A 15,808-nucleotide genomic window follows, 5' to 3' on the forward strand; every position below is an offset into this window, starting at 1 on the left:
AGCCTGAGCTTGATGCGTCCATCTTGTGGCAGACGGCGCTCGGCTATATCCAATTTAGCGAGGATTTTAATACGCGCCGATAAACGGCGACTGAGGTGATAGGCGGGCTGCTGAGTTTCAATCAAGATGCCATCACAGCGTAGCCGAACGCGAAAGGTCTCTTCATAGGGCTCAAAATGGATATCTGAGGCGCCCTTGCGCACCGCATCGAGCAGAATCTGGTTAATGTAACGACTGACGGGCGCATCATCTTGACTCAGATCTTCAATGTTACCCACTTCGTCATCACTGACATCCACAAGGTTGGCCAGCTCTTGCTCGTTGATCTCTTTGTTGCTGTTTTGCTCGCCGGCGATCGCGCGTCCGTACAAACGGCGAATGGCTCCTTGCAGCGCCTTAGCATCGGCCAGCACCAGCTCGACTTGCAGACCGGTGGCAAAACGAAACTCTTCTTCGACATCAAGGTGGGTAGGGTCGGCGACCGCGACACTGAGTGAACAAGCCGTTTTGCCAACGGGCAGCGCTTGTAAGCGGGTGATGAGCTCACGTAATCCAAGGGTTTGGCACAGCTCAGTGTAGGGCGTTTGCGACAGGTCGATAATGTTGAGACCAAACAGCTGACTGAGGTGCTCAGTCAATTGGGTATGGTTAATGATGGCCAGATCGTGCAAAGCGTCAGGGACGGAGCCCCCTGACGCTTGCACATGCTCCAGCACTTGTATCTCTTGCGCCGCGTCAAGCAACTTAGCTTGACGCAGGATTGAGGGGAGGTTGGTGAGCATTAAGAGCAGCCGCTTGGCTTAGCAGACGCTGGCACGTGAGTGTTAGTCTCACATACCCAGCCTGAAGACTCCTTCTTGTAAGTAATCGTACCTTCGCTACCTGAGGTTGCCATTGATCCTTGAGTGAACTGGAACTGAATTGAATTATTGGCGCTAACACTTAACGTCCCTAATGTGCTAGAGCCTGCAGAAATACCAATAGCCGCAAATAGTGCAGTTTCGTCTGTGGTAGTGAAATCGCCATTTTCTTGGATATACAATTCTGCGGGTGTAATTGTAGATTTCAGTGTTGCTAGCGCCGACGCTGCTTCACTTTTTGCCACATAGTTTTGGTAGGCAGGAACAGCAATTGCCGACAATACCCCAATAATCGCCACTACGATCATCAATTCAATTAAAGTAAAACCAGCTTGCTGGCGACGTGGTTTGGTTTGCATAGAACTCTCCATTTGGGTGCTTGAGGCACCGCGGTGTTTGTTGATGGGGAGAGCATAGAAGGGCTATGAAACTTGTGGAAATAGTGGCGCAGCGCTTTCCGAGTCAATTAGGAAAAAACGCGACTTTATTTCATTTACACAGCAAATTACTTCGAGCGAGGACAAAACTTTGTTTGAATCGAGAAGCTTTAGTGTGAGAGAAAAACAAAAAATGGAGACGCGAGGTCTCCATTTACTGATTGAAAAATAAGATCTTTCTTCCATTTTTTAGTCAATGGCGCACTTTGCTGAAAACACGGCCAAGCGGTAGCGCGAAAACACTGCTTCAAAACACGGCTTTAAAACGCCTCTTTAAAACGCATAGAGAGATCGAGCGCTTTAAGGTGTTTGGTCAAGGCGCCGACGGAGATGTAATCCACACCGGTCTCTGCAAAATCACGGATGGTCTCAAGCGTGACATTGCCTGAGTTCTCAAGCGCAGCGCGCCCTGCATTGATTTTCACCGCTTCACGCATCATCTCTGTAGTGAAGTTGTCGAGCATGATGATGTCTGCGCCAGCATCGATCGCTTCTTGCAGCTCTTGCAAGCTTTCGGTTTCCACTTCCACAGGTTTGCCTGGGTTCAGTTGCTTGGCCATCTTAATGGTTGGCGTGATGCCGCCATTGGCAATGATGTGGTTTTCCTTGATGAGGTAAGCATCAAACACACCGATGCGGTGGTTAAAGCCGCCACCGCACGCCACGGCGTATTTCAGTGCGCTGCGAAGGCCAGGAATGGTTTTGCGCGTATCAAGCAAGCGACAGTCAGTGCCTTGCAGCTGTTTGGCGTATTGCGCCACGGTACTCGCGCAGCCAGACAGCGTTTGGATAAAGTTCATCGCGTTACGCTCGCCGGTCAGCAGCATGCGTGATGAACCCGTTAAGGTGCACAGCACTTGGTTGGGCTCCACGGTGTCACCATCGTCGACGTTCCATTCAATCGTCACTGGGCTGCCACCGGGCTGCTCGGCAAGCTGTTTGAAGACTTCTTCTGCCCACGCTTTACCACAGAACACACCGTGTTCGCGAGTGATTAAGGTGGCTTGGTTCTGTGCATCTGCAGGTATCAGAGCCGCGGTAATGTCGGCTGCGGGATCCAAAGTGCCACCGAGATCCTCTTTCAGCGCGTCGGCCACCGCTCGCGTGATCTCCAGCGGAAGTTGCTGCTTCAAATATTCAAGACGTTCTTGGCTATTGTGTGTGTTTTTCATCGCAAATCTAATACGCAGTTGAACAGAGTGGGGCATGATACGCTGACTGAGCATGAAATTCAGCCATTATTCTCGCATTTTATCTCAGGCGAGATAGACTCTAGCCAGGCTATGTTTGAGTTCCGAGTCGTATAACAACATGATAGATAACCAAGGGTGGTATCAAGCGGCGCGTCATGTGCCCTCACCGTTTTTTGATCAAAGACCACAAGGTGAGACGATCTCTTTGCTGGTGGTGCACAACATCAGTTTGCCACCGGGCCAATTTGGCGGCCCCTATATCGAGCAGTTTTTTAGTGGAACGCTCGATCCTAACGCACATCCGTTTTTTTCGGTCATCCATAAAATGGGCGTCTCGGCGCACTGCTTGATTCGCCGTGATGGTGAGGTAGTGCAATTTGTATCGTTTGATGATCGTGCTTGGCATGCGGGCGCGTCGAGTTTTGCAGGTCGCAGCCGCTGCAACGATTACTCGATTGGTATCGAACTGGAAGGCACAGACACCATCGCCTATACGCCAAAGCAGTACCAAGCGCTGGCCACATTAAGTCTAGAGTTAATGAGCGCCTACCCTCAGCTCAACGTCTCGCGGGTGACGGGGCATCAGTACATCGCGCCGCTGCGCAAAACCGACCCAGGCTTGGTGTTTGATTGGCCGCGTTTTCGACGCTTAATAACGCCGGTGAATCGCGCCGGCGAAGAGTGAGCGAAGTCAGAGAGTGCGTTCGTTTTAGAGTGACTCTTGGTACTCAGTAAGCACTTGTTCCACCCAGGTCGCAATGCGCTCATCGCTCAGTTCGTATTGAGAATCTTCATCGAGCGCAAGACCGACAAAGAACTGGCCATCTTCGGTGAGCGCTTTCGAGGCTTCAAATTCGTACTGCTCATCATTGGGCCAGTAACCAATCAGATTGGCGCCGGTCTTGACGATTTCATCGTGCAGTAAGCCCATAGCGTCAAGGTACCACTCGCCATAGCCTTCTTGGTCACCAAGGCCAAACAACGCCACGGTTTTGCCGCTGAGATCCACCGTTGGTACTTGTTGCCAAATCGCGTTCCAGTCTTCTTGAATCTCGCCAAAATCCCAAGTGGAAATGCCTAAAATCAGTAAATCGTAGTCGGCCATCTGCGAGAGGTCGGACTCTTTGACATTGTGGATGTCGAGTAAGTCTTCCCCGATGATCGCGCGCATTTTCTCTGCTGCCATCTCTGTGTAACACGTCGTAGAACCGTAAAACAGGCCGATTTTCATCATTGGTTTCCATCTTGATTGGTGTGCGTACCGCGAATTCTAACCACAAAATGGCGAGCTTTGCAGCGAATATCCTCCTCAACGGTGATTTTTTATGGCTTTCTTCTAGCGAGGCACTTACATTGAAAGCCATTAAGCATCAACGTGAGAGAGTAAGTGTGTCGCAGGTGTTGACTCCGGACCAAGGAATCATTGAGCAGTTTTTAGATACCATGTGGATGGAGCGCGGGTTATCGGAAAATACTTTGGCCTCGTATCGCAATGATCTGTTTAAACTGCTGAGCTGGATGAGTGAGCACAATTATCGGCTCAGTTTTATTAGCCTCTCAGGGTTGCAGGATTATCAAAGTTGGTTGATGGACCAAGGCTATAAGCAGACGTCGCGTGCGCGCATGCTGTCGGCCATCCGTCGCTTGTTTCAGTACCTGCACCGTGAAAAGATACGCGCTGACGATCCGAGTGCCTTGCTGCTAAGCCCTAAATTACCTAAACGCTTACCAAAAGATCTCTCTGAGGCGCAGGTCGATGCGCTGCTCGATGCGCCGGACGTCAATGACGCGATGGAGCTTCGAGATAAAGCGATGCTAGAGCTGTTGTACGCCACCGGACTTCGTGTAACGGAATTGGTAAGCTTAACGATGGAAAACATCAGCTTGCGCCAAGGCGTGGTGCGGGTGATCGGTAAAGGCGGCAAAGAGCGTTTGGTGCCGATGGGCGAAAATGCCGTCGACTGGACGGAAACTTTTCTCAAACAAGGCCGGTCTGAATTATTAGGTGACACCACCTCTGATGTGGTTTTTCCGAGCAAAAGGGCGAGGCAAATGACGCGTCAAACCTTTTGGCATCGTATCAAACATTATGCGGTGAGAGCGGGCATCGATACCGAGCAGTTGTCACCGCACGTATTGCGTCATGCGTTTGCAACGCACCTATTAAACTACGGCGCGGATTTGCGCGTGGTTCAGATGCTCCTCGGACACAGTGATTTATCCACCACCCAAATCTATACCCACGTTGCGACCGAACGATTGAAACAGCTCCACAGTGAGCATCATCCAAGAGCCTGATTAGGCGCTTTGAACCACAAGACAAGAAAGGTGAATTGAATGAGCGTACTACGCCGTATCACTCTACTGACACTGCCGCTACTGTTGACGGCGCAAGCCAGTGCTGCAACAGAGCCGGCTTTCGATAAAGCGCAGATTGAAGCGCGTTTTAATCAGCTTGGGCTGGAAGTGCAAGATGTTGTCCCTGCCGAGATTGATGGCTTGTTAGAAGTGCAAACCAATGGCGGCATCTTGTTTGCGACGCCTGATGGTGAGTACTTTATGGCGGGCACCTTGTACAAGTTAGACAGCAATGGTCAATATGAAGATGTACTGGCTAAGCGACAGGCTCCGATTAATGCGGCAAAAATCGACGCTTTCAAACAGACCATGATTCCGTTCAAAGCCGACAACGAACAGTATGTGGTGACCGTCTTTACCGACATTACCTGTGGTTACTGTGTGCGTCTGCACAGCCAAATGCAAGACTATAACAAGCTGGGCATCACCGTGCGCTACATGGCGTTTCCAAGACAGGGCGCAACAGGGGGCACCGCCGATCAGATGGCGGCCATTTGGGGCGCAAGCGATCCTCAGCAAGCCATGTCTGACGGGAAAACCCGACGCGAGCTCCCTGAGCCAGGGGAAGACTTTGCCAAATATCAGCAGATCATTAGCCAGCATTATGCTCTTGGGCGCGAGCTAGGCATTCGTGGTACACCAGCGATCTTTCTGCCTAATGGCGACATGGTGGGGGGATACCTACCACCCCGCGATTTGCTCGAGCGTTTAGAGCAAATCCAATAATGAGCAGGAATGAGCGATGATAGAGATTCAACGTCGTCCTGAGGCAGACATTACCCTATTGCCTGAGAGTATCGATCCGCTGCTGCGCCGCATCTACATCAACCGTGGTATTCAAAGTGTTGAGCAGTTGGAGACAACCGCAAGAGCCTTGCACTCTTACCAGAAATTGCATGGTATTGAGGCCGCGGTGAGTTTGTTGTTTGAGGCGATTCGCCTCAATCAGCGCATCATAGTGGTGGGCGATTTTGATGCCGATGGCGCGACCAGCTCTGCGTTGTCTGTACTGGCACTGCGGATGCTGGGATCGAGCAATGTTGACTATTTGGTGCCGAATCGATTTGAAGACGGCTACGGCCTTAGCCCGGAAGTGGTCGATCAAGCGATCGAACTGGGCGCGCAAGTGATCATGACCGTCGATAATGGTGTGTCATCGATTGAGGGCGTGCGCTATGCCAAGCAGCAAGGGCTTACGGTGTTGGTCACGGATCACCACCTACCTGGGCATGAGTTGCCTGAGGTTGATGCGATGGTCAATCCAAATCTCGACGAGTGCGCGTTTCCGTCTAAGGCGCTGGCCGGTGTCGGTGTCGCTTTTTATTTGATGATGGCGCTGTGCGTCCATATGCGAAAAGCGGGATGGTTTGCTGAGCAAGGCATGGCGGAGCCCAAACTGATGGAGCTGATAGACCTTGTGGCGCTGGGCACGGTCGCAGACGTAGTGCCTCTGGATGAGAACAACCGAATTTTGGTGCATCAAGGGCTGCAACGTATCCGTGCGGGCAAAGCAAGGCCAGGTATTCAAGCGTTGATTGAAGTGGCGAAGCGCGATGCAAAGCGTCTCGTCGCCGCAGATTTTGGGTTTGCCTTGGGGCCAAGAATCAACGCCGCCGGTCGACTGGACGATATGTCGTTTGGGGTTGAACTGCTGATGAGCAACAACATTCACGCCGCAAGACGCATGGCTTCTGAACTTGATGGGCTGAATCAAACGCGCAAAGAGATTGAAGAGGGTATGAAGCAAGAGGCGATGGCGTTTTGTGAGCGGTTGCAGTTTGGTGAAGGGAGCCAGCTTCCTTATGGACTGGTGCTGTTTCAACGCGATTGGCACCAAGGGGTGATCGGGATTCTGGCCTCGCGCATCAAAGAGCAATTTCACCGCCCTGTCATTGCGTTTGCCGATGGCGGTGATGGCGCGATTAAAGGCTCTTGTCGCTCGATACCGGGTTTACACATGCGCGATGCGCTCGATCGTATCGATACGCAACATCCGGGGCTGATTAAAAAATTTGGCGGCCATGCGATGGCGGCTGGTTTAACCATCATGGAGAAAGATTTTGAACGCTTTGCGACCTTGTTTAACCAAACGGTGGAACAAGAGTTGGATGAAGCGGCGCTTAAAGGGGTGATCTTGTCCGATGGCGAGCTGCGCCCAGAAGAGTTTTCCATGCACACCGCGCACGTGCTTCGCAGTGGTGGGCCTTGGGGGCAAGCGTTTCCAGAGCCTATTTTTGACGGCGAGTTTATGGTGCTGCACCAAAAGCTGGTGGCCGAGAAGCACTTAAAGCTGATGTTAGAGCCACTCTATCGTGGCCACCCAACCGGGCTGACGATGGATGCGATCGCGTTTAATGTCGACTTGAGACGTTGGCCGGATGCGAGCGCTAAAACCGTCCATCTGGCTTATCGCCTCGATATTAATGAGTTTCGGGGCAATCAGTCTTTACAGCTGATGGTCGATTATATTGAAGCGAGATGAACGCTCTCTACATCTAAGAGGCTCCCTCACTGATACCGCGCCAAGCAGAAATGCTTGGCGTTTTTTTGTTTCGTTTTTTGAGGAGAGAGTTTAGAGACGAGAGTTTTGAGGTGAGACTTTTCAGGTCTGACCAGGGAATGCGATCGGGATCCGTTACCCTGTTTTCAGAAAAATCGTGGTTGAATTCAGAAAAATGTCATCTCACCAAGGTATCGACGGTGGATAGACTATGCTTTGATGTTATTCGCTTCGTTTCATTTGTATGATGACTCAACCAAGTAAAGTGTGATGCGTGGCACGTTTTTGTCCCATCTGTTTCTCTTTTGTAATTGGTCATACCAATTTGATTGATGTTTTAATTATGAGCTGTTATCAAACTGTGACCGCATGAGTCGTTCTATGATTTGAATCAAATTTTGGCTGGAAGTTGCGTTTTAATTATGTTAATTTCCTCGCCAACATAAAATTGGTATTACCAATTGACTGCAAAGAGAAAGAAGAATAACAACTATGGCTTATCAAAGGATTCGTCAGCCAAAACTCTCCGATGTGATTGAGCAAGAGTTAGAAAGGTTGATTGTGGAAGGTACACTCTCGCCGGGGCAACAACTGCCACCCGAGCGCGAACTGGCGAAGCAGTTCGATGTGTCTCGTCCGTCTATCCGCGAAGCCATCCAGCGCTTAGAAGCGAAACGTCTTTTGACCCGCAAACAAGGGGGAGGGACGTTTGTCAGTGAAACGATTTGGACCAGTTTTTCGGATCCTTTACTCAATCTCCTATCGAGTCATTCTGAGACTCAATTGGACTTGCTGGAAACGCGTCACGCGATGGAAGGGATTGCCGCTTATTTTGCAGCTCTACGTGGTACCGAAGAAGATTTTGCTCGCATTCAGGCTTGTTTAGAGATCATCTCACAAGCTCAGTCCACAAAAGAAGTGGACGCGGAAGCCGCGGCGGTGGTGCAGTTTTTGATTGCCCTAACCGAAGCCGCGCACAATGTGGTGTTGCTGCACATTATTCGCAGCCTTGCGCCTTTGCTTGAGCAGAACGTATTACAGAATTTAAAACTATTACACCGCCGCGATGAAGTGGTGGAGAAAGTAAGTAGACACAGGGCTAATATCGTGGATGCGATTGTTTCAGGCCAACCTGAAAAAGCGCGTGAGATGTCCCATTCGCATTTAGCTTATATCGAAGAAACATTGTTGGATTTGACTCGTGAAGAGTCGCGCAGAGAACGCTCTTTGCGTCGAATTCAGCAAGGTAACGATGCTAACTAAAACCGTTACTTAAATAAGTAGATCCAACCAACAGAAGGATAGATCGCCATGTCTGACATGAAGCATGACGTAGACGCACTTGAGACTCAAGAATGGTTACAAGCTCTTGAGTCAGTAGTTCGTGAAGAAGGTGTAGAACGTGCACAGTACCTACTAGAGCAAGTTCTAGACAAAGCTCGCCTAGACGGCGTTGATATGCCAACAGGCATCACAACCAACTACATCAACACGATTCCAGCGAACCAAGAACCAGCCTACCCTGGTGATACTACGCTTGAGCGCCGTATCCGTTCCATCATCCGTTGGAACGCAATCATGATCGTTCTACGTGCATCTAAGAAAGATCTAGAGCTAGGCGGCCACATGGCGTCTTTCCAGTCTTCTGCTGCGTTCTACGAAACCTGTTTTAACCACTTCTTCCGTGCACCGAACGAGAAGGATGGTGGCGATTTGGTTTACTACCAAGGTCACATTTCACCAGGTATCTACTCACGTGCATTCGTTGAAGGTCGTCTAACTGAAGAGCAGCTAGACAACTTCCGTCAAGAAGTAGACGGAAAAGGTATTCCTTCATACCCGCACCCTAAACTGATGCCTGAATTCTGGCAGTTCCCGACAGTATCGATGGGCCTAGGTCCAATCGCTTCTATCTACCAAGCTCGTTTCCTTAAGTACCTTGAAGGCCGTGGTCTTAAAGATACGTCAGAGCAGCGCGTTTACGCCTTCCTAGGTGACGGTGAAATGGATGAGCCAGAATCACGTGGTGCTATCTCTTTCGCTGCGCGTGAGAAACTAGACAACCTATGTTTCCTAATCAACTGTAACCTACAGCGTCTAGATGGCCCTGTCATGGGTAACGGTAAGATCATTCAAGAGCTTGAAGGTCTGTTCAAAGGTGCAGGTTGGAACGTAGTGAAAGTCATCTGGGGTAACAACTGGGATTCACTACTCGCTAAAGATACGACTGGTAAGCTTCTTCAACTGATGAACGAAACCATCGACGGCGACTACCAAACATTCAAATCAAAAGATGGCGCGTACGTACGTGAGCACTTCTTTGGTAAGTACCCAGAGACAGCTGCACTTGTTGCTGACATGACTGATGACGAAATCTTCGCACTTAAGCGTGGTGGTCACGAGTCTTCTAAGCTATACGCGGCATACAAAAATGCGGCAGAAACTAAAGGTCGTCCAACAGTAATCTTAGCTAAGACTGTTAAAGGTTACGGCATGGGTGAAGCGGCTGAAGGTAAGAACATCGCGCACCAAGTTAAGAAGATGGACATGACTCACGTACTACACCTACGTGATCGTCTAGGTCTTCAAGACATCCTAACTGACGAAGCAGTGAAAGAACTTCCGTACCTGAAACTTGAAGAAGGTTCAAAAGAGTACGAATACCTACATGCTCGTCGTAAAGCGCTACACGGCTACACGCCACAGCGTCTACCTAAATTCACTCAAGAATTCATCGTTCCTGAGCTAGAAGAATTCAAGCCACTACTAGAAGAACAGAAGCGTGATATCTCTTCTACTATGGCATTCGTACGTGCACTAAACGTTCTACTTAAGAACAAGAACATTGGTAAGAACATCGTTCCTATCATTGCTGACGAAGCACGTACATTCGGTATGGAAGGTCTGTTCCGTCAAATCGGTATCTACAACCCGCACGGCCAAACTTACACACCAGAAGACCGTGGTGTTGTTTCTTACTACAAAGAAGCGACTTCAGGTCAGGTTCTACAAGAAGGTATCAACGAGCTAGGTGCTATGTCTTCATGGGTTGCTGCTGCGACTTCATACTCGACAAACGACCTACCAATGATCCCGTTCTACATCTACTACTCAATGTTCGGCTTCCAACGTGTTGGCGACATGGCGTGGATGGCTGGTGACCAACAAGCACGTGGTTTCCTACTAGGTGCAACTGCGGGTCGTACAACGTTGAACGGTGAAGGTCTACAGCACGAAGACGGCCACTCGCACATTTTGGCGGGTACGGTTCCTAACTGTATTTCTTACGACCCAACATTCGCGTACGAAGTCGCGGTAATCATGCAAGACGGTATCCGTCGCATGTACGGTCCAGAACAAGAAAACGTGTTCTACTACCTAACGCTAATGAACGAAAACTACGCAATGCCAGCAATGCCAGAAGGCGCTGAAGAAGGCATCCGTAAAGGTATCTACAAGCTAGAAACTTACACGGGCGACAAAGCGAAAGTTCAGCTGATGAGCTCTGGTACTATCATGAATGAAGTACGTAAAGCAGCTCAAATCCTAAGCGAAGATTACGGTGTTGCTTCTGATGTTTACTCTGTAACGTCATTCAACGAACTCACTCGCGATGGCCAAGATGCAGAGCGTTTCAACATGCTTCACCCAGAAGCGGAAGCGAAAGTACCTTACATCCAAACAGTAATGGGTACTGAACCTGCTATCGCAGCCACTGACTACATGAAGAACTACGCAGAGCAGGTTCGTGCATACATTCCTGCTGAGTCTTTCAAAGTTCTTGGTACTGATGGCTTCGGTCGTTCAGACAGCCGTGAAAACCTACGTCGTCACTTCGAAGTGAACGCTGGTTACGTAGTAGTAGCAGCGCTAACTGAACTAGCGAAACGTGGCGAAGTTGAGAAATCTGTAGTTGCAGAAGCAATTAAGAAATTCGACATCGACACAGAGAAAACAAACCCGCTATACGCTTAATTAAGAAGGTAGATAAGAAATGGCAATCGAAATTAATGTACCAGACATCGGTGCGGATGAGGTTGAAGTTACTGAGATTCTTGTAAGCGTTGGCGACAAGGTTGAAGAAGAGCAGTCTCTGATCACAGTTGAAGGCGACAAAGCTTCTATGGAAGTGCCTGCATCGACAGCGGGTATCGTTAAAGAAATCAAAGTTGCAGAAGGCGACAAGGTTTCTACTGGCTCTCTAATCATGATTTTCGAAACCGAGGCGGCCGGCGCTTCGGGTGCAGCTGACGCTGCACCTGCTCCTGCGGCAGAAGCAGCTCCAGCAGAACTAAAAGAAGTTCACGTACCAGACATCGGTGGTGATGAAGTTGAAGTGACTGAAATCATGGTTGCCGTTGGCGACAGCATCGAAGAAGAGCAATCTCTTCTCACTGTTGAAGGCGACAAAGCGTCTATGGAAGTTCCAGCGCCATTCGCAGGTACGCTAAAAGAGATCAAAGTTGCAGCAGGCGATAAAGTATCGACTGGCTCACTTATCATGGTATTCGAAACAGCAGGTTCAGGCGCTCCAGCCGCACCAGCGGCAGCTGAAGCTCCTGCAGCAGCAGCTCCAGCAGCGTCCGGGACGCCGGCCGCAGCGGCAAAAGAAGTGAACGTTCCAGATATCGGCGGCGACGAAGTTGAAGTTACTGAGATCATGGTTGCGGTTGGCGACACAGTGGAAGAAGAGCAATCTCTAATCACTGTTGAAGGTGACAAAGCGTCTATGGAAGTGCCTGCACCATTCGCTGGCACAGTTAAAGAAATCAAGATTGCAGCTGGCGACAAAGTGTCTACTGGCTCACTCATCATGATTTTCTCTACAACGGAAGGCGAAGTAGCGGGCGCAGCACCTGCTCCGGCAGCGGCTCCAGCTCAAGCGGCAGCACCTGCAGCTCCAGCTCCTAAAGCAGAAGCTCCAGCGGCAGCAGCTCCAGCAGCGACTGGCGATTTCAAAGAAAACGATGAGTACGCTCACGCGTCTCCAGTTGTTCGTCGTCTAGCGCGTGAATTTGGCGTTAATCTTTCTAAGGTTAAAGGCAGCGGTCGTAAGAGCCGTATCCTGAAGGAAGACGTTCAGAACTACGTGAAAGAAGCGCTTAAGCGTCTTGAGTCTGGCGCAGGTGCAGCCGCATCTGGTAAAGGCGACGGCGCGGCTCTTGGTCTACTCCCATGGCCAAAAGTGGACTTCAGCAAGTTCGGTGAGACGGAAACTCAGCCGCTATCTCGCATTAAGAAGATCTCAGGTGCAAACCTACACCGTAACTGGGTGATGATCCCGCACGTGACCCAATGGGACAACGCAGACATCACTGAGCTAGAAGCGTTCCGTAAAGAGCAGAACGCCATCGAAGCGAAGAAAGACACGGGCATGAAGATCACGCCACTTGTGTTCATCATGAAAGCGGTAGCGAAATCACTTGAAGCGTTCCCTGCGTTCAACTCTTCTCTATCTGATGACGGTGAGAGCCTAATTCTGAAGAAATACGTCAACGTAGGTATTGCGGTAGATACGCCAAACGGCCTAGTTGTTCCTGTATTTAAAGATGTGAACAAGAAGGGCATTTACGAGCTGTCTGAAGAGCTGATGGTCGTGTCTAAGAAAGCACGTGCTGGCAAGCTCACAGCGGCTGACATGCAAGGTGGCTGTTTCACTATCTCAAGTCTTGGCGGTATCGGCGGTACGGCGTTTACGCCAATCGTTAATGCTCCGGAAGTCGGTATCCTTGGCGTGTCTAAGTCTGAAATGAAGCCAGTGTGGAACGGTAAAGAGTTTGAACCGCGCCTACAGCTTCCACTGTCTCTCTCCTACGATCACCGTGTGATTGATGGTGCAGAAGGTGCACGTTTCATTACTTACTTAAACGCGTGTCTGTCTGACATTCGTCGTCTAGTATTGTAATTCATGACTCCCCTTTACCCTCGGTGTAAAGGGGAGTCACTTTTTCTATATTCAGCAGTTCATTCGTGAATTGTTGTCTAGCTCACAGGCTAAATGGATTTACTTTTCACACCATTAACATCTCTGTAAACTGTTGGCGGTCTGAAAATAATATTGAAAAACAAACCATTCGTTGAACGATAGATTCCATACTCACTCAGCCTGTTAGGGATAATGACTACAAGAGGTCAAAATGAGCAAAGAAATTAAAGCCCAGGTGGTAGTACTTGGTGCCGGTCCTGCTGGTTACTCCGCTGCATTCCGTTGTGCAGACTTAGGTCTGGACACTGTTCTTATCGAGCGTTACAGCACCCTAGGTGGTGTTTGTTTGAACGTGGGTTGTATCCCGTCAAAAGCGCTTCTACACGTGGCAAAAGTGATCGAAGAAGCGAAAGCTTTGGCTGAGCACGGTATCGTGTTCGGTGAGCCACAAACAGACATTGATAAAATTCGTCTGTGGAAAGAGAAAGTGATCAACCAATTGACTGGCGGTCTTGGCGGTATGGCTAAGATGCGTAAAGTGAACGTGGTAAACGGCTTTGGTAAGTTCACAGGACCTAACTCGATTGAAGTGGAAGGTGAAGACGGTAAAACGGTCGTTAACTTTGATAACGCAATCGTTGCTGCGGGCTCTCGACCTATCAAACTTCCATTCATTCCGCATGAAGACCCACGTATTTGGGATTCAACGGATGCACTTGAGCTGAAAGAAGTTCCAGGAAAGCTGCTGATCATGGGCGGTGGTATCATCGGTCTAGAAATGGGTACGGTTTACCACTCTCTGGGTTCTCAAATTGACGTGGTTGAAATGTTCGACCAAGTTATCCCAGCGGCAGACAAAGACATCGTTAAAGTTTACACCAAACGTATTAAGAACAAGTTCAACTTGATGCTTGAAACTAAGGTGACCGCTGTTGAAGCGAAAGAAGACGGTATCTACGTGTCAATGGAAGGCAAGAAAGCACCAGCGGAGCCAGAGCGCTACGATGCGGTTCTTGTGGCTATCGGTCGTGTGCCAAATGGTAAGCTTATCGATGGTGAGAAAGCTGGGATTGAAATCGACGAGCGCGGCTTCATCAATGTTGACAAGCAAATGCGTACCAACATCCCACACATCTTCGCGATCGGCGATATCGTTGGTCAGCCAATGCTAGCGCACAAAGGTGTGCATGAAGGTCACGTTGCAGCAGAAGTGATTTCTGGTAAGAAGCACTACTTTGACCCGAAAGTTATTCCTTCAATTGCCTACACTGAGCCAGAAGTGGCGTGGGTTGGTAAGACTGAGAAAGAAGCGAAAGCAGAAGGCATCAACTACGAAACGGCTACCTTCCCGTGGGCGGCGTCTGGTCGTGCTATCGCATCTGACTGTGCAGACGGTATGACGAAGCTTATTTTCGATAAAGATACCCATCGCGTTATCGGTGGTGCGATTGTCGGTACTAACGGTGGTGAACTGTTGGGTGAAATCGGCCTAGCTATCGAAATGGGTTGTGATGCAGAAGATATTGCACTGACTATCCATGCTCACCCAACTCTGCATGAGTCTGTAGGTCTAGCCGCGGAAGTGTTTGAAGGCACCATTACTGACCTTCCAAACCCGAAAGCGAAGAAGAAGTAATCCTTCTAAGGCTGAAATAGAGAAAAACCGCTGATTCATCAGCGGTTTTTTTATGCCTGTTAACTTATGTCCGTTAACTTAAGCCTGTTCACTGTGCTCGCTCCTGTACGTTAAAGATCAGGCATAGCGAATAGGCGTAGCTGGCGAGCGTATTACTGATCGCGCTTGTAAATACAGAGCATGTTTAGGTGGCTGTTGGTCAGTTTCTCCATCGCTTCAGTATCTTGAATACGATTGGCTTGAATGAACAGCGAGTAGAACATGCCGTGGAACAGGGTCGCGAGATCGACAGGATCGTGTTTGTCACACACTTCATCGCGCTCGATGGCTTTCACAAACATATTTTGCACCAGCAGTTGGTTGGTGCTGTTGGTGGAGACAAACAGCGGCCAGACTTCATCACGAGTCGAGGCGCTCCATTCGAACCACACTTTGAGCCAGTGACAATCATTGAGCACCAACTCAACCATCGCAGAGGTCAGATTGTGCAGGTTCTCTCTCGCGTGGAGGTCTAGGTCAATATTGTCGGTGAGGAAGTTGGAGAACTGTCTGACGACATAGTTTAGAACGTCATCGACGAGATCTTCTCGGGTAGGAAAGTAGTTAAACACCGTCGCCACAGAGACTTGTGCGATCTCTGCAATGTCAGCGTGGCCGCCACGTCCAATTCCGCGGCGAGCAAACACTTCCAAGGCGATTTCCATCAACTGCTGTTTGCGTTTTTGTGGAGAAAGGCGTGTACGGGGTCGTTTCGCTATAGAATCCATAGTTCATTTCCTTGCCAATTGAGTTGTCGTTGTGGGCTGAGCCCTATTTAGTATTTTATTATTTGCCGTAGCATTGATGAGTGTAATGGTGCATATGCTTTGGGTCAACGTTTTGAGGTGATTTAATAATC

General features: G+C 49.5%; 13 protein-coding genes. 8 read left to right on the plus strand and 5 right to left on the minus strand.

Annotated elements, in window-relative coordinates:
* From AC6R0L_RS12365 to nadC, 3 genes are all read right to left on the minus strand, one after another.
* On the minus strand, positions 1-782 hold a 782-nt coding region (locus AC6R0L_RS12365), incomplete at its 3' end, for an ATPase, T2SS/T4P/T4SS family (RefSeq protein WP_500629306.1).
* A complete protein-coding gene (locus AC6R0L_RS12370) occupies positions 782-1,219 on the minus strand; it encodes a pilin (protein ID WP_500629307.1) in 438 nt (145 codons plus the stop codon). The genes AC6R0L_RS12370 and AC6R0L_RS12365, both read right to left, overlap by 1 nt.
* A gap of 338 nt (positions 1,220-1,557) precedes the next feature.
* Positions 1,558-2,469: a carboxylating nicotinate-nucleotide diphosphorylase gene (gene nadC / locus AC6R0L_RS12375; RefSeq protein WP_500629308.1), complete on the minus strand. Its 912-nt coding sequence runs from the start codon at positions 2,467-2,469 to the stop codon at positions 1,558-1,560.
* Between the two features lie 139 nt (positions 2,470-2,608).
* Between nadC and ampD the strand changes: the two genes are divergently transcribed.
* A complete protein-coding gene (gene ampD / locus AC6R0L_RS12380) occupies positions 2,609-3,175 on the plus strand; it encodes a 1,6-anhydro-N-acetylmuramyl-L-alanine amidase AmpD (RefSeq protein WP_500629309.1) in 567 nt (188 codons plus the stop codon).
* A gap of 24 nt (positions 3,176-3,199) precedes the next feature.
* Here the strand turns inward: ampD and fldB are convergent, their stop codons facing one another.
* Positions 3,200-3,721: a flavodoxin FldB gene (fldB, locus tag AC6R0L_RS12385; RefSeq protein WP_500629322.1), complete on the minus strand. Its 522-nt coding sequence runs from the start codon at positions 3,719-3,721 to the stop codon at positions 3,200-3,202.
* 170 nt (positions 3,722-3,891) lie between these two features.
* On the opposite strand from fldB, the gene xerD reads away from it, so the two are divergent.
* From xerD to lpdA, 7 genes are all read left to right on the plus strand, one after another.
* Entirely contained in the window at positions 3,892-4,788 is an 897-nt protein-coding gene (gene xerD / locus AC6R0L_RS12390) for a site-specific tyrosine recombinase XerD (protein WP_420378222.1), read from the plus strand.
* A gap of 39 nt (positions 4,789-4,827) precedes the next feature.
* Complete coding sequence (locus AC6R0L_RS12395; RefSeq protein ID WP_500629310.1) at positions 4,828-5,574, plus strand: thioredoxin fold domain-containing protein; 747 nt, start codon at positions 4,828-4,830, stop codon at positions 5,572-5,574.
* 16 nt (positions 5,575-5,590) lie between these two features.
* A complete protein-coding gene (gene recJ, locus AC6R0L_RS12400) occupies positions 5,591-7,330 on the plus strand; it encodes a single-stranded-DNA-specific exonuclease RecJ (protein WP_500629311.1) in 1,740 nt (579 codons plus the stop codon).
* A 510-nt stretch (positions 7,331-7,840) separates the two neighbouring features.
* On the plus strand, positions 7,841-8,611 hold the full coding sequence (pdhR, locus tag AC6R0L_RS12405; RefSeq protein ID WP_334553897.1) for a pyruvate dehydrogenase complex transcriptional repressor PdhR: 771 nt from the start codon (positions 7,841-7,843) through the stop codon (positions 8,609-8,611).
* A gap of 48 nt (positions 8,612-8,659) precedes the next feature.
* Complete coding sequence (aceE, locus tag AC6R0L_RS12410; RefSeq protein ID WP_487902114.1) at positions 8,660-11,323, plus strand: pyruvate dehydrogenase (acetyl-transferring), homodimeric type; 2,664 nt, start codon at positions 8,660-8,662, stop codon at positions 11,321-11,323.
* Positions 11,324-11,342: 19 nt separating this feature from the next.
* The gene (gene aceF, locus AC6R0L_RS12415; protein WP_500629312.1) at positions 11,343-13,253 is read left to right on the plus strand and encodes a pyruvate dehydrogenase complex dihydrolipoyllysine-residue acetyltransferase; all 1,911 of its coding nucleotides are present in this window, start codon (positions 11,343-11,345) and stop codon (positions 13,251-13,253) included.
* A gap of 232 nt (positions 13,254-13,485) precedes the next feature.
* Complete coding sequence (gene lpdA, locus AC6R0L_RS12420) at positions 13,486-14,910, plus strand: dihydrolipoyl dehydrogenase (RefSeq protein WP_334553903.1); 1,425 nt, start codon at positions 13,486-13,488, stop codon at positions 14,908-14,910.
* Positions 14,911-15,062: 152 nt separating this feature from the next.
* Here lpdA and AC6R0L_RS12425 read toward each other — a convergent pair whose 3' ends face one another.
* A complete protein-coding gene (locus AC6R0L_RS12425) occupies positions 15,063-15,677 on the minus strand; it encodes a LuxR/HapR/OpaR family quorum-sensing transcriptional regulator (RefSeq protein WP_487902112.1) in 615 nt (204 codons plus the stop codon).
* Positions 15,678-15,808 lie beyond the last annotated feature (131 nt).

The organism is Vibrio sp. R15-SG3-ISO1A (assembly GCF_059833955.1).